This window comes from Acinetobacter haemolyticus, from assembly GCF_900406815.1.
Classification (GTDB): domain Bacteria; phylum Pseudomonadota; class Gammaproteobacteria; order Pseudomonadales; family Moraxellaceae; genus Acinetobacter; species Acinetobacter haemolyticus_A.
Genome location: NZ_OVCN01000008.1, coordinates 141,316 through 158,623 on the forward strand (window position 1 = coordinate 141,316; position 17,308 = coordinate 158,623).

Below are 17,308 nucleotides of genomic sequence, written 5' to 3' on the forward strand. Positions count from 1 at the left end.
CAAATATTGTTCAGGTTCAAATATGTCACAAACAATCACACTTTATGTTGATGGCGCATGTAAAGGCAATCCGGGTTTAGGTGGTTGGGGGGCATACATCATCACAGAGCAAGAAGAACATAAACTGTTCGGTGGTGAAGCTGAAACCACTAATAATCGCATGGAACTACAAGCAGCGATTGAAGGCATTTCTTTTTGTCCGATCGATGCACACCTGATCATTTGGACAGATTCTAACTATGTAAAACAGGGAATTACCGAATGGATTCATGGTTGGAAAAAGAAAAACTGGAAAGATGTTAAAAATCCCGATCTTTGGAAAAAATTAGATGCCGTATGTGCCAACCGAGATATCGAATGGAATTGGATCAAAGGTCATGCTGGCCATGCGGGCAATGAAATGGCGGATCAACTCGCAAACTTAGGTGCAGAACAAACTGCTCAACACCTCAAAGCATCAATACAGGCTAACGCTGATATAAAAAAGCCTGAAGCCGATTGGCTTTTAAATGATCCTTTGGGCTTAGACCTTGATACAGATGAAATGATCGATGAATTAGAGGTTGAAAATGAGTTAGAAACTCCAGTGGTAGAAACAGAAATAGAGAGTTCAGTCCAAACGACAGAATCAATCGAAACTACTCAACATCCGCATATTGTCGTGACTGATGCCAAGTTAAAATTACAAGGTCCACGTCAATTGATCCTCGATACTGAAACCACGGGTTTTTATTACCAAGATGGTGATCGCATCATTGAGGTCGGCGCGATTGAAATGATCAATCGTAAACTCACTGGTAGTTCCATTCATATCTATATCAATCCAGAAAAACCTGTAGGCGACTCTGTTGATGTGCACGGTATCACTGATGAATTTCTACAAGATAAACCCAAATATGCAGAAATCGCAGATGCCCTGTTTGCTTATTTAAAGGGTGCTGAAATCATTGCACATAACGCAACATTCGATATGAACTTCCTCGATATGGAGTTCAAACGAGTGGGCTTACCTTTACTTTCAGATGTGTGTGAAGTTACGGATACCTTAGCACTCGCAAAGAACAAACATCCAGGGCAAAAAAACTCCTTAGATGCATTGGTTAGACGCTATGAGATTCCTGCACGAGATCGTACTTTCCATGGCGCATTACTCGATGCTGAAATTTTAGCCGATGTTTATCTCGCGATGACCGGTGGGCAGGTTTCTTTTGACATCGATGCCTTATCTCAAAACGAACAAAATCAAAATAAAACCACACGTCAACGCGTCCAAATTGACTTAGCGGTGATTCGACCATCTGAACATGAGTTAAATGAACATGAGACGTGGGTCAAACAATTTGAGGAAAAACATGGAGAACCCTGCCTTTTCGCAAAATAAATTTTTGAATCAATGTCGCTTTTTATATTTCAAGCCTTCAAAGTTAAGTTATATTAACTCTAAGTGATTTAGACCTCCTCCCAAGGAGGTCCATGGATATAACAACTCAGGAAAGGTGTAGGTCATATGTCTTACCAAACCTCGATTCATTTCGACCCAACGGCATTACTAATAATAAAAAATGAAATCGACAATTCGATTAAATTGGTAGAAACAGCGGTCAATACCCTTGCCGAAGAACAAGCTTTACCCTTCGGGATTGATGATGCACTCAATCAGTTTGAGCAATGCACGCAGGTACTTGCACTGATCGATATGCCGCATTTATCGCAAATTACTCAATACTCAAGTGAACTTATGCGTAAGATCATGGCCCAACCTCAACAGATTAAAACCAGTGATGTGGTGGCGTTGAGTGAAGGTACCACGATGCTGAAACGCTATATTGAGTTTATCTGTTTACGCGAAGTTAAAGTCCCTCAGTTTTTGCTCGATACCTTGAATCGTTTAGAGCTGGCTTTAGGCAAGCCTTTAACCAAAGAAGGCCAAACAATTCAGCCTCTACTTAGTTTGATCAGCCCGCGTTTCAATTTGCCACTTGCCCCAACGCTAGAAAAATCTCAATACATCCATCAACTTTATAAGTTATGTTTGCATAAACTGATTAAACAGACTGAAACCCCACTTGATTTACAAGGTATCAAACTTGTTGGTGTTTATCTGGCTGGACTGTCAACTGATCTACCAAGTCAACAATATTGGCAATTAGTCAACGTCGCATTAAGCTTGATTGATGAAGTGACCATTACTGAAGCTCGACTACGTACACTCATTCAAATTGAAACCAATATTGCAAAATTCTTAACTGAGCCTTCTACATATCAAACTGAACTCAGTGATCTTGCTGACGTCTTGTCGATTTGTATTAGTCAAGAAAACAATATTTCGCATCATATTCGTGATCAACTCAATATTGGTGACGAATTGCTGAGCGACACCCAGCTTCAAGTATTAAGTCGTCATTTATATGGCCCAGATTATGAAACAATTCATACTGTTAGCCGATTAATGACGGATGAGATGGCTCAAATTCGAAATGAAATTGAGTACAACTACCAAAACATGTCTACTGAAAAGACTCAAGAGATTCAGCAAAAGCTCAATCAACTTGCCAATGTTTTCAAAGTACTCAATTTAAATGAAGCTGCTCACGAAATCACACAGCAAGCTGAGAAACTCAGTCATTCAGACTTCTTAACCGATGCCAATTCTGTTCAGCAATTAATGAACGGTATTTTGGCTTCAATGAATTCCATTGGAATTTTAGAGCGTAATTATACATCTAGTCGTTTACAGCTCCGTGTAAATAACCTGCAAATCTCACTTGATCGTTTAGATGAAGCACACAAAGCGTTATTAACCGAAACGAAAACCTTGATCGAAACATTAACTCAGACATTGAGTTTATATGCTCAGGATCCAACTTCACACAATATTGATGCTTTGCCTGATTATCTCAAAGAACTTTCAGGTGCAGCGCAATTCTTAGGCAGTACAGCTCAACAAACGGCGTTATTAGGTGCTGCTGATTTTGCTCAACACCGTTTGGTCCAAAACCAAACCTTAGATGCTGAACAAATCAATTGCCTTTTGAATGTTGTTGCAGGTTTAGATTTGTTGGTTGATAACTTGAGAAATAAACAACCTGTATTGCAATCTATGTTTGATGTGGCATTATCAAATAGTCAGCAATTACAAACGATAGCAGCCTAATGTCTCAACGATCACTTGCTTATATTTTTCAACACCAAAAACTGTTAGTCGATGAAAATCTTCAACTACCCAAAGTTGAAAAGTTAGCAAGTGATCTTCTCATACATCCAAATGATCATGTCATCGCACGTGACCTGTTAGAAGATGAAATCATTCCTGAAGGTCTTCAACTTGTACCCATCCGCGATTTGATTCAGACTTGGTCAACGAATGATTTCCTTCAGGCTAGTCGTGCAGTACAACTGCTCGAATGGCGACGCAATCATAAGTTCTGTAGTCATTGTGGCCATCGAACTGAAATTCACTCCAAAGAATATGCCATGATTTGTCCAGCTTGTGGCTATCATCAATATCCACGTGTGCAACCTTGTGTGATCACCATTATCACACGCGGTAACAATGAAGTATTACTCGCCAAATCAGCCCATAATAAAAGCAATATGTACGGTTTGATTGCAGGTTTTGTTGAAGTTGGTGAAACCTTAGAAGAAGCAGTACAACGTGAAACGATGGAAGAAGTTGGTCTGAAGCTTAAAAATATACGTTATATGTCAAGCCAACCTTGGCCTTTCCCAAGCAATCTGATGATCGCGTTTCATGCTGAGTATGAGTCTGGAGAGATCCAATTACAGCTTGAAGAGATCAGTGATGCTCAATTTTTTAAATTCGATCAGTTACCACAGATTCCATTTAAAGGAAGTATTGCCCATAGCATGATTATGCAGATGACTGAAAAAAGAAAAGCATCCTAATCGATGCTTTTCTTATGACTTCATGGATCTAATGCTTCATCCAGGAAATGTAAAATGGTTCGTTTGGTCTTGAAATAATGGCTCATCAGACTTGCCAGTGTCGCAACAATGGTAATATGCCCAGTCTTGGGAATAATCGAAATATGACTATGATTACCCTTTTCCCTTAATGCAATATCCAAATCAAGTGTATTTCTTTTCTCCACAAGTTGATCTTGTTCGGCTATTAACAAGTAATGCTTAATTTGATTAGGCTCAATAAAATAATATGGCATAACTTGCTGATAGGAAATATTCAGATCAAAAGCATGTTCAGCAAGTGGATCACCTTTATAATCAAAATGATAAGGGCCAGCTAAACCGACAATTGCTTTGATTTGATCTTTATATTTAAAGTTTTTCGCTTGCGCAGAATAAACAACAGACATCACATTAAATGCACCAGCAGAATGCCCCATCAAAATCAGATTCTCCGTTGAGATCTTTAATTTGGTTTGATTCTGATTCAAATAATGGATAGCTTGTGCAATATCATCAATAAAAGCAGGGAAAATATGCTCAGGCGCAAGATGGTAATTGATTACGGCGACGTCATAGCCTTCACGGGCAAACGTTTCACCAATAAATAAATAGTCCCGCTTATTGCCATGCTGCCATGATCCGCCATGTACAAAAACGATCAGCGGTTTTTGTGGCTTCGCATTTTTACTTCGATATAGATCTAAACGTTGGCGTGCCTTTAATCCATAAGCAAGGTGTTCATCCTTTTCAAAGGTATCTTTTGGGGTTAAATAGTTAATCGAATAACTTGCAAAGTCATACAGGCGAAATTCTTTATAAAAGTCTCTCGCCCGTATTACATTTTCTTGAACTTGTTGAATAAGTTGTTTCATAAATTAGGGATTACTAGGATTAATAGTCACAGGCTCAACTTGATCAGGATCAATAGCCACAGGGGTTTCAACCAAAGGTTGTGTTGTTGCTCCCATGCGCGCAGTCGTGGTTCCTGGCATTTGGTCAATGTTATCCACCAAAGTCACAATTCGAGTCACATTGCCAACTTTTTGTAAAACATCATCCAAGTCATTCATTTCTGCTGTATTTAATCGTCCCATCACATACAACACACCATTTTCGGTATGGACTAAGACTTTACTATCAGAAACAACAGGTGCTCTCATCAATAGCCCACGTGTATTAGCAGTAACAGTCCCGTCTTGCATGATGGTGCTATAACCTACTTTATCGCCGACTGTAATGTAGTTATGTACCGCTTTCACATCCGTCATTGCACGTACATTATCTTCAGCGAGCTGTTTCAAATACGGATCAGGCACTTGCCCAGTTAAAAGCACATTACTGTGGAAACTTTCAATATTGATACGAGACTGTCTAAAGCGATGGTCTAATTTGTATAAATTAACATTGGCAGTACGTTTGATTGAAGAATCAATAAAAACCTGCCCTAGACTACGATCACCACTATTTGTGCCAACAGGTGCAGTCCCTGTTCCGCCAGAAATAAAGCTCGCACAACCCGATAAACTTGCAGCGCAAAGTAACGTGATCGATAAACGTTTTAACACTTGGCAAGACTCCCTATTCACACATTTGCTCATTCTTCCACATCTACTTTTAGATCATATTGCCAGAATCAGTCCAAAGTAAATGCATGTTCAATCCATTGCTGATCATACTGCAATTTTGAAAAATCTGGTTGTACTGTTTTTGCAATTTTCTGTGGAAAATCAAAACAAATCACATCAAAACGACAATCAAAGTCATAATAACTAGGATAACGTTGTAAAAAGAATTTTGCCGTTTTAATAATTTTACGTTTTTGCGCTTGTGTAATGACTTCATAAGCATGGGCATAACTACCCGATGATCTAGCTTTTACTTCAACAAAAACAAGCTCTTGACCACGCCTAACGATTAAATCAATTTCACCAAAACGTGAATGATAATTTTGACTGATACATTGATACCCATGAGAATGGAGCAATGTCTTTGCTGCTTCCTCAGCCCATTGCCCCATAGAATTTGTTTGCTGTTCCATGCGTGAGATATCTTATTTTAAAATTTGGATGTGTTTTTTCTGCTGTTCAAAGCAATAAGGCTGTCGATTGATCTTGCCCGCATTCACCTCAATAGCCCCCGTTCGACCAACAAAAGAAAATTGTTGGTTATCAGCACCGACTAGGAACTGCTGGCTAAGCGTCCATGCATCACCACCAAAAGCCAATAAGCGTTGAAATGCCATATTCTCTGGTTGTTCTTTATAGGCTTCAATTAAGTCCGCCCATTGTCCATTATATAAAGCTGGGGTATCACAAAAACGTAGTCCGATAGGAATCGACTTACCCTCTTCTATACTAATTGGGGTCGCATAAATATTTTGTTTTGGTAAAGAGCCAAGTTGCATTACCCATTCATGATCCCCAAGAAGTAATAGTCCTGTTTTCTTGGGTAGTTTCTTTGGTAACTCATGTATAACTTCAATCACAGCATGCGACTGAGACATTAGAGACATCATAAATAGCTCTGTTGCTGACTCAGTCCCAGATTCACGCAACACCCATAAAGTTTGAATTTGATCCTTGACCAATAATTTATTTAAAGCTTCAGCATCATGCTGTTTAGCCAAACTAAATTGCCATACATTCGCTGCCTGTGAGTTCACATCATTTAACGCTAACACAGGCACTTTCGGTTTTAATTTAATCACCGTCTCAATATCAGATCGCCCTAAGGGGCCAACGACCAATTTTGTATTTTTATTGACCCTGCTTTTAAAAATCTGATTAATGTTGCTTTTTGCAGAATCCACAAAAATAATTTTTTCTTTACTTCCCGATGCTGTATAAGCACTCAAGAAACCTCGTTTAATACTTTCACCAGCTCGCGCCATAGGGCCTGATTCAGGTAGAATGACCAATACGTCCGCATAGGCTGGACTAATCAATGCTGCCAAACTGAGTAGCAACCAATATTTTTTTGAATACATTATGGAGTTACCTTTTATGAGTGCTCAATTATTTGTTGTAGCAACCCCGATTGGGCACTTGGATGACATGACGTTTCGTGCAATCGATATTTTAAAATCTGTCTCGGTGGTTGCAGCAGAAGATACCAGACAATCTGCTCAATTATTCAAGCACTATAATATCTCAACTCCACTCACTGCGTGTCATGATCACAACGAAAGTAACAAAATTGATCAACTTCTCCAAAAAATGTTAAATGGAGAAACAGTTGCGTTAATCAGCGATGCGGGTACACCTTTGATTAGTGACCCAGGATTTAAACTTGTTCGAGCTGCTCAAGAACATGGGATTCGTGTGATTCCAGTACCGGGTGCATGTGCGGCAATTGCTGCATTAAGTGCAGTCGGTTTACCAAGTGACCGCTTTAGTTTTGAAGGTTTTTTACCCTCTAAAGCATCTCAACGAATTAGCCAACTTGAGAAACTCAAGGATGAAACGCAAACCCTAATTTTTTATGAAGCCCCACATCGTATTTTGGCGTGTATTCAAGATATGGTTGAAGTATTTGGTGAAGATCGTCCTGTAGGTTTTGCCCGTGAAATTACCAAAACCTTTGAAACCATCAAAAAAATGACTTTAAAAGAGTTACTTCATTTCATTCAAAATGATCACAACCAAGAGAAAGGTGAGATTGTCGTCGTTGTTGGGGGTGCAACCACTGAAAAAGATATGGCACAAGATAAATTGGATGAGCTATTAAAACGCTTACTGCAAGATTTATCCGTAAAAGCAGCTTCTCAACTTGCCGCAGACTTAACTGGAATTAAAAAGAAAGTGGCATATCAACGCGCGCTAGAGTTAACTCAAGCTTAACTGGAAATATTGATGCGAGGTAATCACCTGAGAGTATTACCTTGCCATTTTTTCAGCGCTCAACCGTTATTTCAACACTTGCTTCGCCGTTTGAACAATGCGTTCAGTTAATACATCCAGTTGTTTAGATTGTCGTTTCCAATGATGCCAATATAGTGGAATATCAAGTTGGGCATCAGGCATAATATCAACAAGCGTTCCATTTTCGAGTAGCGGTTGAACCTGCAACTCAGGCACCATGCCATAACCCAAACCTAATTGAATTGCTTTGACGAAAGCATCTGTTGCTGGAATAAAACTATAGGGATAACTTTGCATCGGTAAGCCATACCCCTTTAATAAAATCTCTGAATGCATTAAGTCTTTATGATTAAAAATAACTGCTGGTGTTTTTCTTAAACTTTCTCTATTTACACCCTTCCTAAACCAATGAGCTGCAAAGTCGGCAGAAGCCAGCATTTTATAACGCATTTTGCCTAGGGGTTGTGCTAAACAACCTGACATAACCTGCTCTTCGGCAGTGATACAGGCATTCACCTGTCCTGTTTCTAATAATGTATGGGTATGCGATTGATCATCAATTTTAAGCTCTAACACAATTTTTTCTCTAAACAATGTGGACTGAATACTCGGCAACAACCATGTTGCCAATGAATCCGCATTGGATGCCAAAGCAATCTTATAAAATTCCGATTCAGAGGATTTTCCCATCAAACCTTGTAAAAGATTTTGTTCCATTAACCGAGTATGACGCAAATGTTGCAATAAGGTTTGCCCAGCCTGAGTAAGCACACATGGTCGTCCGCGAATAATTAAAACTTGTCCTAAATACTTTTCTAAAGCTTGTACACGTAACGATACTGCAGAAGGTGTAATGTATAAGTGTTCTCCTGCCGCATCAAAACTTCCTGCTTCAGCTACAGCAAGAAATGCTTCACATTGTTTACTATCTAACACTCACCCACCTAAATTATTTTTAGCCAAACCTAATTATTCTTAATATTACTTATTTTACCTTTAAAAGTCAGATAATTCTCACATCTAGATTTTCCGTTTTATTTGTTATGTTCTCTCTTAGCGTCTTTATGAAAGGTTTTGGTATTGGTAGCGGTCTTATTGTGGCTATTGGTGCTCAAAATGCTTTCGTTCTCAAACAAGGTTTAAAGCAACAATATGTATTTTGGCTATGCTTATTGTGTGCACTTTCTGACTCCATTTTAATTGCATTAGGTGTATTGGGTTTTGCCGAGATCATGGCTACGTCACCACTGTTAATAACAATTGCTAAATATTTAGGTGCGACATTTTTACTGGTCTATGGCGCTAAAGCATTTCATGCAGCTTTTAAAAACACTCAAAGCATAGAACTTATGAGCCATCAAAAGCAGACCTTAACTCAAGTGCTTTTAACAGGTCTTGCTTTCACTTGGTTGAATCCACATGTCTATGTAGATACAATTGTTTTAATTGGATCTGTAGCAACACAGTTTGAGGACAAGATCAGTTTTGCCCTCGGTAGTATTGTTGCATCATGGATTTTCTTTTTTAGTCTGGGATATGGTTCTAGACTGTTAAAACCATTATTTACTAACCCAAAGGCATGGAAGGTCTTAGATTTTATGATTGGTTGTATGATGTGGAGCATCGCAATTTCATTACTCCTCTAATTTATTAAAAACGAAAAAGTATCATCCGTAGATGATACTTTTTAAACAACACATATCTATGCTTCTCGCCCCATTGTAATACTCGATTGTTTTCTTTCTCGCAATGACTGTCTAATAACAGCATAACCTGAAGAAACACCTAAGTACGCGATAATAAAGGCAACAAACAAATCAGGAAACATAGTGCCCGTTCCCAAGACACCTAAAGCTGCGACAATAATCGCAATATTTGCAATTGCATCATTACGACTACATAACCACACAGAACGCATATTCGCATCACCATCTCGAAAGGCATAAAGCATTACTGCTACAGCAACATTTACTAGCAACGCGAGGACACCAATTGCACCCATCAACATTGGTTCTGGTACCATACCATGCCACCATGACCAAAATACTTTTACAATAACAAACACGCCGAATGCAGCCATAGTCATTCCTTTTAATAATGCCGCAGTTGCTCTCCAATACAATGTCATCGATAGTACGGCTAAAGAAATTGCATAGTTTGCAGCATCCCCAGCAAAATCTAGTGCATCTGCCCACAATGAAACTGAGCGTGCATGCGATCCACCTATAATCTCCACAAAAAACATTAATGCATTTAAAACCAGCGCAATCCATAATGCTCTTCGGAATTTTGGGCTAATTTTTTGTGTTGGGGAACAGGTTGTACTACATCCACATCCAGCCATGACTTTTCTCACTTAATATTTTATAGTGATTTAAAACCCTAGAGTAACTCCAGAGTCAAGCATGATGAACTTTACAATTGGACAATTATCAAAAAAGGCAGGTGTTTCTGTCGATACCATTCGTTATTATGAAAAAATAGGACTACTTGAAAAAGCAAAACGAACTGCTGGAAATTATCGAAATTACTCTGAACAAATGCTTTCAGAACTGTTATTTCTAAAACATTGTCGAGAGTTAGGTATCACTTTGCAAGATATACAAAAACTCAAAGAGTTATCAACTAACCCCGATCAGACATGTAGTGAAGTTGATCGTTTGATTGACCAATATCTTGCCGATGTATCGCAAAAAATTAACAACTTAAAGCATCTTAAACAAGATTTAATGCACTTAAAACAACAATGCTCTCAACATCGTACAATTGAACAATGTGGAATTTTAAAAGAACTACACCAACCATTAGAATGCGAACACGAATCACACCAGCATAAAAAAGCACCACAATCGTGATGCTTTTTGAATCTTCTAACTTATTCGTGAGTTTCGCCCGGCGGAACTTCAGTAATACGCCCACCACGTGCAAGGAATGCTGCAACTTCATCTTCTAAAGCCTGGCGTTGTTTCTGCTTAGCAGTAACAGTTAAGCTTTCAGCTTCAGCTAGATCTGCATCATTAATGCTTGATTCCTCGTCAGTCGCACCATTCTCGGCGGCTTTCGCTTCCTCATCATCTACAGTCGCATCTTCTGTATTTTCGTCGTAATCATTCATTTCCGTCATATTACTCTCCCCACAATGACTAAATCTTCATCATCGCTATTTGGTCATCAGAACTTGATGAAATTTAACAAGCTCTTCTCGTTTATCAAAGCAAAATATTTATCAATTTGCGCTTTTTTCAACCAAATTCACTCTGATTTATAAATGATTGTTTAAAAAATATCTACTGTTTTTTAGCACGCATAACGCGTCTCTTTCAATGCGACCAATCCATTGGCTTGTTGCATGAAACGATCTTTAAGCCAATCCAGTTGTTCAACCTGTTTCAGACCTAAATTTCTCGCCCAAACAAAAGGAAATAACTCTGAACTTTCTAACCATCCTATTGCTGACATACTGTGCATCATGGCATCGTTTTGTCCTTTACGCTGGTGTTCATAACGCAATAAAGTTTGTTCATTTGCCCATACCCCACGCTTTAAATCATGCAACAACACATCGCATAGAACAGCCGCATCTAGACAACCGATATTCACACCCTGTCCAGCCAAAGGATGAATCACATGTGCGGCATCGCCTATCAATGCTAGGCCTGATTTTATATATCGTTGTGCGGCACGTGCTTTTAACGGGAATTGAGCTCTTGAACGTACATCAACCACCTCACCTAACATTTGAAGACTTTCTTGAGTTAGCAGTTGCATAAATGCATGATCACTGAGTGCTGAATATTCATCGGCATAATCATCGGGTAATGTCCAAACGATTGATTGCCAATAACCATTTTCTTGAGGATCTAAACTTGCCATGGGTAAATAAGCCAGTGGTCCTGTTGGTAGAAAAATTTGGCGTGCCACATATTGATTCGGTTGAGTGGTTTTAATCGCACAACTGATTGCGGCTTGTTTGTAATCTAAGACATCCAAATCGATATAAGCTTGTTCACGTACAAATGAGTTTGCCCCATCAGCACCGATCAACAGCTTAGTTTTCAGCGTTGTACCATCTGCTAGCTGAATCAACCAGCCTTGTGAAATCGGCTCAATCCGAACCACTTTTACTTGAGTGCGATAATCGTTGAGCTGCTGCAACATTTTTTGTTGTATCGCAATATTTAAAACACTTGGCTCAACCATTGAACCCAATGCCTGATCTGCATGTGGTCGCTGTTCTGATGCATGGCCAAAATTGATTTCGCCATAACCATTTTTATTCCAGACTTGCATGCCTGAATATGGCATCTGGCGGGCTAAATCATCCCAAACATCCACAGTTTTTAATAGATGAATGGTTGCCTGACTGAGGGCTAACACGCGCGGGTTCATCACGGCTAAAGTTTTATCTTGATCGAGCACTGGTGCAGCATCTAATACTGTTGCCTGCACACCACCTTGCGCGAGCAACAAAGCCGTTAAGCCACCGACTAAGCCACCACCTACGATGACGACATCTAACATTTCACTCATGCTTTTAGCCCCATCGCATAGTTCGCAACTAAAGGTTTAATTCCAGGAATCACGTCAAAGGCAACCAAGCCTGTATTTCTCAATAATTTCAGGATTGGGTTTTGATTACTAAAGCCACGAACGACTGAATCACAGAACTTAATCACACGTTGTTGGTCTTTCAAGCGTGCTTGCTCATAAGCCAGCAAATTATCTGGATTTCCAATATCATCTGACTTGGCCAACTGTTCCATCAAGAAACGAACCAGCACATCTGCATCACGTAAGCAAAGATTAAAACCTTGTCCTGCAACAGGATGAATAGTGTGTGCTGCATTGCCCATCAACACCACACGCCCAACTGCTTGTTTATGTGCTAAGACTTGAGACAATGGATAACTAAAACGTTTGCCTGTTTTTTCAAACTTACCTGCACGATCACCATAAGTTTCCTGTAAAGCATCAAGGAAATGTTGATCATTTTCTTCACCTAACCATTCTGCTTCCGTACCCTTTTTCACAGGCCAAACCACTGAACGGCGGTATTCACCCGGTAGAGGTAATAATGCCAACGGTCCTAAAGCGCTAAAACGTTCAAAGCCAACTTGTTGATGTGGTTTAGAAGTTTGCACAGTGGTGACAATCGCCACTTGGTCATAATCATGTTCATCGACACCCACGCCAATCGCCTGACGACAGAACGAATCACGACCATCTGCTGCGATCACCAACTTGGATTTGAGCGAATGAATATATTCTCCATTGCGCATCGCTTCGATCTGTACCTGATCTGCATCTTGCGTCAATGAAGTTACTTGTACACCATCAATCAATTCGATCAGTGGCTGCTGACGCACTTGAGTCAGCAATACTCGACCTAACCACGCATTCTCAATCACCTGCCCAAAGCTTTCTACTTTTTCTTGTTCAGCCACTAGGCGTGCCTTGCCAAAGCTGCCCTGCTCGGTAATATGCACTTGTAAAATCGGAGTCGCATGTTGTTGTAATGCATCCCATAAATCTAATTTTTGGTAAATCTGCACACTACGGCGTGACAATGCGGTATTTCTTGCATCAAAACTAGAATGATAAGGCGCAAGGTTTTCATCATCATAATTTGGATATTTCACAGCTTCTAATAGCTTTACGGCAATATTAGATTTTGCCAACATTAAAGCAAGGCTGAGTCCAACCATACCCCCACCGACAATGATGACTTGTTGCTGCATAATATTATTCCTTATCAGTTTTTCATGACTTAAGTTTCGGGACTATCTTACTCTAACTCAAATCAGGAAGGGAATTTGTACTTTGTTTGGTCTGTGTTTTTAAAATATGTTTAAAAGTTGCTATGAGCATTAAGCTAAATAAAAAGGCCTATCAATCGATAGACCTTTTTTCAATCTCAACTTAATGGCTCGCCATCAAGCTTTCAATCTCTTCAACAGTTTTAACAACATTTTTGGTCAGAACCAATGGACCATTTTCTGTCACGACAATATCATCTTCGATACGAATACCAATACCGCGCCATTTTGCATCAACCGTTTCATCATCAGGTGCAATATATAAACCTGGCTCAACGGTAACCACCATACCAGCTTCATAAGCACGCCAATCTTCATCAATCTTGTAAGAACCGACATCATGCACATCCATACCTAACCAATGACCTGTACCATGCATAAAGAATTGACGGAATGCTTCACTCTCTATCAGCTCATCTACATCACCTTGCAGTAAACCAAGATCAACCAAACCTTGAGTTAAAATCTTTACTGCTACTTCATGCGGATATTTATAATTATTGCCAATACGAGTGGCGTCGATTGCAGCAAGCTGGGCATCTAAAACAATATTGTAAAGTGCTTTTTGCTCTGGACTGAACTTACCATTTACAGGGAATGTACGGGTAATATCTGAGGCATAGCATTCATACTCACAAGCTGCATCAATTAAAACCAGATCACCATCTTTTAACGGCTTATTATTTTCAACGTAATGCAAAATACAGGCATTTTCACCACCGCCTACAATGCTATTGTAAGCAGGCACACAACCATTTTTACCGAAGATATAATTGAGTTCTGCTTCAAGTGCATACTCCATCATATCTGGCTTTACAGTTTGCATCGCACGCGTATGTGCTTCTGCACTGATATTGGATGCGATCTGCATCAGTTCAATTTCTTGCGCCGATTTTTTCAAACGCATTTCATCAATAATCGAATCAATTTGAATAATTTGCTGAGGTGCATCACCACCCTGACGTTGCATTGCTTTTGCTTTGTGTAACCAACCACCAACTTCAGCATCAAACTTTTTCGTTTGTCCTAATCGAACAAAGAGTTTCGATTTATTTAAAAGTAGAGGAACAATTTTCTGATCCAATTCATGGATGGCAAATGCTTGATCTGCACGATATTGTTCGACTGCACCTTCTAGCCCTGCTCGGTAACCATTCCAAATTTCCATTTCACGGTTACGTTCACGACAAAATAGCGTATAACGATATGCCTCACCCTGAGCAAAAGTCTCGATCACTGCAACAGCTTCAGGTTCAGCAAATCCAGTAAGATAATAAAAACTACTGTCTGCACGATATTTATAATCTGCATCGCGATTACGATACATTTCCGCTCGCGTCGCAATAACAGCAATACTATTACTGCCCATTTGTTCCGCAAGGCGATCTCGACGTTGTTTAAAATCTGCTTGAGTTAGTTTCATATTATCCTACGACTAAAAAGTCCCTCCGAAGAGGGATTTAAAAATTAGATGCAATTAGCTCGGGCGATGTGGTGTAAACATTTCTACAATCGTTTGTGGATCTGAAATGGTTTCATCTTGATTGCGGCTTTTTGCATGGAAATTTCTCAATAAAGAGCTTTCAGCCACGGGAACTTTTGTTCGGCCAATCGAAAGACTAACAGGAATGAGTCGGACAAACTCATACAACTCCTGATAACTTTCTTCACCCTCTTCATCATTATCAGAATCTTCAAATTCAACAGCTGCAACATCTTGTAAATGTTCAATCAGCTCTTGCTCTTCACCTCGAATATGTCCAGAAGCTAAACCAAAACCCAGTACTACCCCAGCACACCAATCTGCCAATGCTTGAACTCGATCTGCAAGTATATGGCTGTCATCTGGCAGCATTGGTAAATAATCTAATTCATCATCGGATAAAGCATGTGCTACATCTTCAGTCTCATCGGTTAAACTTCTGAGGGCTTCGGGTGAAAGTGAAGGTACATTGAGGGTGTTTAAGATTTGTGACCATTCATCTGAAGTTGGCGCTTGTGTCACACAAACTATACCTGTTAGTAAACCATGTAACTCACTTGGGCTTGAAATCTCTTCAATTCCGTCAAAATGAGCATTCCATTCGTTCCAACCTGAAATATCGTCTTGCATTCGTTTATCCAATCTCTATACTGCTGTATATATTACCTTTGATTGCAACTCTGTGCGACCTTCGTTATGTTAGAACAATTACAGCGTCTACAAGCGCATATTGGTGTTTTAAAAACACGCTTAAGTCATTTAGAGCGAGAAAATAACTCGCTTTCTGAAGCTAAACAATTAGCTGCAACTGATCATCATGCACAAATTGTGCAAAAAAATAGCATCATCACGCAAAAACAGGATGAAGTTGATAACTTAACTGAACAACTCACTCAGTTACAAGATCAATTCAAACAACTGAATAATGATGCAACAGCTTTAGCTGAACGTTATAGCCGTTTGGAAAAAAGCACCACGGATCTAAAAAATCGCTTCCAAGAAATTTTGGCTGAGCGAAATGATTTACGTGTAATCAAAGAAAAGTTGCAAGCGCAACAGCGTAACAACATACAAGAGATTCAGGATCTACAACAAGATCGTGATCGTTTACTGCAAAAAAATGAATTGGCAAAATCAAAAGTTGAAGCAATTATTCAACGTCTAGCGATTCTAGGCACCGCCCAAGATCAAAATGCACAAGAAATCCAACAGCTCGCCCACCCTATTGCCGAACCTCAAGAGGAGTCACAATCATGAGTGAAACTATTGTTGTTGAACTCCGTTTAATTGAGCAAACTTTTCGTCTCAATACAACTGAGGACAAACGTGAAGAATTAGAGCGTGCAGCTGAATTATTGAATCAAAAATTTCATGATATGCGTCGTAATGCTCCGAGAGTGGAACATAATAAATTAGTGATTATGGTAGCTCTGCAAATGGCTCAGGAAGTTTTTAGTTTAAACAAGTCTTTACAGCAATATGCACACTGTGAACGTTTGCTGCAAACAATTTTAGAAGATGTTGAACAAACTGTTGAGTAAAATTGCACAAAGCCTCATCAATTAGTAAGTATCGTTACAGATAAAAGGCTATCAAACATTGCCATCAGGGCAAGATCAGTTATACTTAATACTGTCTCTAGGGTGTTCGCCAGTACGTCTAGTCCCCTGCCGATACTTAAATTTATGGATGTGTTCTGTATATTTTGAGTGTATGCCTACCTCCGAGTAGGAAACCCATTAAATATGCGTCACCTCCACCTTGAACTCATCGGGTTCAGGGTAACGACCATGCAGCGGCACCTCTGGAGCATTTTAGTTAGTTGAATCTAATAATAATTTTGTGGATCTCAAACTCCATTCCCTAGCTATTATTTCCTTAAGATAACCTTCATGTAACCCAGAATCGTTTGCTATGGATAATTACCATGAGTTTATCTTTGCTCATACAGAGCTCATTTTATCTCTATTACTAAGCACTTCCTCTAGCTAATCTTTTTATCGACTAGTAGTCCAATTTTTATGTTGGAAACTTTTCGCTGTCCGCTCTCTGAAAGAGAAATTTTCTAAAATTTGTATAATAGCCAGATGCAAAAAAGAACCCCCTTACTTTCCTTTAAATATAAATAAAATCATATTTCATTATCAGATTATTAAAATTTCTATTTATGAACAAAGATTCGTCTTATTACTAACATCTCGAAATCAATCCCAACCTTATAT

The 17,308-nt window shown here is 39.3% G+C and carries 19 protein-coding genes and 1 other RNA gene; 9 read left to right on the plus strand and 11 right to left on the minus strand.

Going from position 1 to position 17,308, the window contains the following annotated elements:
• Window positions 1–22: 22 nt before the first annotated feature.
• The 3 genes from dnaQ (at window position 23) to nudC (ending at window position 3,906) form a co-directional block, all read left to right on the plus strand.
• Entirely contained in the window at window positions 23–1,381 is a 1,359-nt protein-coding gene (gene dnaQ / locus DK207_RS07460) for a DNA polymerase III subunit epsilon (RefSeq protein WP_109440653.1), read from the plus strand.
• A gap of 126 nt (window positions 1,382–1,507) precedes the next feature.
• Window positions 1,508–3,154, plus strand: coding sequence for a chemotaxis protein (locus DK207_RS07465; protein WP_109440631.1), 1,647 nt, complete (start codon window positions 1,508–1,510; stop codon window positions 3,152–3,154).
• Window positions 3,154–3,906: an NAD(+) diphosphatase gene (gene nudC / locus DK207_RS07470; protein ID WP_109440632.1), complete on the plus strand. Its 753-nt coding sequence runs from the start codon at window positions 3,154–3,156 to the stop codon at window positions 3,904–3,906. The genes DK207_RS07465 and nudC overlap by 1 nt, the downstream gene beginning before the upstream one ends.
• 20 nt (window positions 3,907–3,926) lie before the next feature.
• Here the strand turns inward: nudC and DK207_RS07475 are convergent, their stop codons facing one another.
• The 4 genes from DK207_RS07475 to DK207_RS07490 all read right to left on the minus strand — a co-directional run bounded on the left by DK207_RS07475 (window position 3,927) and on the right by DK207_RS07490 (window position 6,913).
• Window positions 3,927–4,799, minus strand: coding sequence for an alpha/beta hydrolase (locus DK207_RS07475; protein ID WP_109440633.1), 873 nt, complete (start codon window positions 4,797–4,799; stop codon window positions 3,927–3,929).
• 3 nt (window positions 4,800–4,802) lie between these two features.
• Window positions 4,803–5,492 (minus strand): BON domain-containing protein, encoded by a 690-nt coding sequence (locus DK207_RS07480; RefSeq protein WP_109440634.1) that lies wholly within the window; start codon window positions 5,490–5,492, stop codon window positions 4,803–4,805.
• Window positions 5,493–5,560: 68 nt separating this feature from the next.
• The gene (locus tag DK207_RS07485; protein WP_109440635.1) at window positions 5,561–5,965 is read right to left on the minus strand and encodes a YraN family protein; all 405 of its coding nucleotides are present in this window, start codon (window positions 5,963–5,965) and stop codon (window positions 5,561–5,563) included.
• A 12-nt stretch (window positions 5,966–5,977) separates the two neighbouring features.
• Window positions 5,978–6,913 carry a penicillin-binding protein activator gene (locus DK207_RS07490; RefSeq protein WP_109440636.1) on the minus strand — a complete coding sequence of 312 codons (936 nt, stop codon included), beginning with the start codon at window positions 6,911–6,913 and terminating at the stop codon, window positions 5,978–5,980.
• A gap of 16 nt (window positions 6,914–6,929) precedes the next feature.
• Between DK207_RS07490 and rsmI the strand changes: the two genes are divergently transcribed.
• Complete coding sequence (rsmI, locus tag DK207_RS07495) at window positions 6,930–7,766, plus strand: 16S rRNA (cytidine(1402)-2'-O)-methyltransferase (protein ID WP_109440654.1); 837 nt, start codon at window positions 6,930–6,932, stop codon at window positions 7,764–7,766.
• Between the two features lie 66 nt (window positions 7,767–7,832).
• Here the strand turns inward: rsmI and DK207_RS07500 are convergent, their stop codons facing one another.
• A complete protein-coding gene (locus DK207_RS07500; protein ID WP_109440637.1) occupies window positions 7,833–8,723 on the minus strand; it encodes a LysR family transcriptional regulator ArgP in 891 nt (296 codons plus the stop codon).
• 107 nt (window positions 8,724–8,830) lie between these two features.
• Between DK207_RS07500 and DK207_RS07505 the strand changes: the two genes are divergently transcribed.
• Complete coding sequence (locus tag DK207_RS07505; protein ID WP_005091056.1) at window positions 8,831–9,433, plus strand: LysE/ArgO family amino acid transporter; 603 nt, start codon at window positions 8,831–8,833, stop codon at window positions 9,431–9,433.
• Between the two features lie 56 nt (window positions 9,434–9,489).
• On the opposite strand, the gene DK207_RS07510 is transcribed toward DK207_RS07505, so the two are convergent.
• Window positions 9,490–10,131: a cation transporter gene (locus DK207_RS07510; protein WP_109440638.1), complete on the minus strand. Its 642-nt coding sequence runs from the start codon at window positions 10,129–10,131 to the stop codon at window positions 9,490–9,492.
• Between the two features lie 61 nt (window positions 10,132–10,192).
• On the opposite strand from DK207_RS07510, the gene DK207_RS07515 reads away from it, so the two are divergent.
• The gene (locus tag DK207_RS07515; RefSeq protein WP_109440639.1) at window positions 10,193–10,642 is read left to right on the plus strand and encodes a Cd(II)/Pb(II)-responsive transcriptional regulator; all 450 of its coding nucleotides are present in this window, start codon (window positions 10,193–10,195) and stop codon (window positions 10,640–10,642) included.
• Between the two features lie 20 nt (window positions 10,643–10,662).
• Here the strand turns inward: DK207_RS07515 and DK207_RS07520 are convergent, their stop codons facing one another.
• The 5 genes from DK207_RS07520 to DK207_RS07540 form a co-directional block, all read right to left on the minus strand.
• Window positions 10,663–10,911 (minus strand): hypothetical protein, encoded by a 249-nt coding sequence (locus tag DK207_RS07520; RefSeq protein ID WP_109440640.1) that lies wholly within the window; start codon window positions 10,909–10,911, stop codon window positions 10,663–10,665.
• A gap of 173 nt (window positions 10,912–11,084) precedes the next feature.
• Window positions 11,085–12,317, minus strand: a complete 1,233-nt coding sequence (locus tag DK207_RS07525; protein WP_109440641.1) for an FAD-dependent monooxygenase — start codon at window positions 12,315–12,317, stop codon at window positions 11,085–11,087.
• A complete protein-coding gene (gene ubiH, locus DK207_RS07530) occupies window positions 12,314–13,525 on the minus strand; it encodes a 2-octaprenyl-6-methoxyphenyl hydroxylase (RefSeq protein WP_109440642.1) in 1,212 nt (403 codons plus the stop codon). The genes DK207_RS07525 and ubiH overlap by 4 nt, the downstream gene beginning before the upstream one ends.
• Before the next feature lie 181 nt (window positions 13,526–13,706).
• The gene (gene pepP / locus DK207_RS07535; RefSeq protein WP_109440643.1) at window positions 13,707–15,026 is read right to left on the minus strand and encodes a Xaa-Pro aminopeptidase; all 1,320 of its coding nucleotides are present in this window, start codon (window positions 15,024–15,026) and stop codon (window positions 13,707–13,709) included.
• A gap of 54 nt (window positions 15,027–15,080) precedes the next feature.
• A complete protein-coding gene (locus DK207_RS07540; protein ID WP_109440644.1) occupies window positions 15,081–15,716 on the minus strand; it encodes a UPF0149 family protein in 636 nt (211 codons plus the stop codon).
• Between the two features lie 66 nt (window positions 15,717–15,782).
• On the opposite strand from DK207_RS07540, the gene DK207_RS07545 reads away from it, so the two are divergent.
• The 3 genes from DK207_RS07545 to ssrS all read left to right on the plus strand — a co-directional run bounded on the left by DK207_RS07545 (window position 15,783) and on the right by ssrS (window position 16,901).
• Window positions 15,783–16,343: a hypothetical protein gene (locus DK207_RS07545; protein ID WP_109440645.1), complete on the plus strand. Its 561-nt coding sequence runs from the start codon at window positions 15,783–15,785 to the stop codon at window positions 16,341–16,343.
• On the plus strand, window positions 16,340–16,627 hold the full coding sequence (locus DK207_RS07550; RefSeq protein ID WP_109440646.1) for a cell division protein ZapA: 288 nt from the start codon (window positions 16,340–16,342) through the stop codon (window positions 16,625–16,627). The genes DK207_RS07545 and DK207_RS07550 overlap by 4 nt, the downstream gene beginning before the upstream one ends.
• Before the next feature lie 91 nt (window positions 16,628–16,718).
• Window positions 16,719–16,901, plus strand: a non-coding RNA gene (ssrS, locus tag DK207_RS07555) — 6S RNA.
• Window positions 16,902–17,308: the final 407 nt, after the last annotated feature.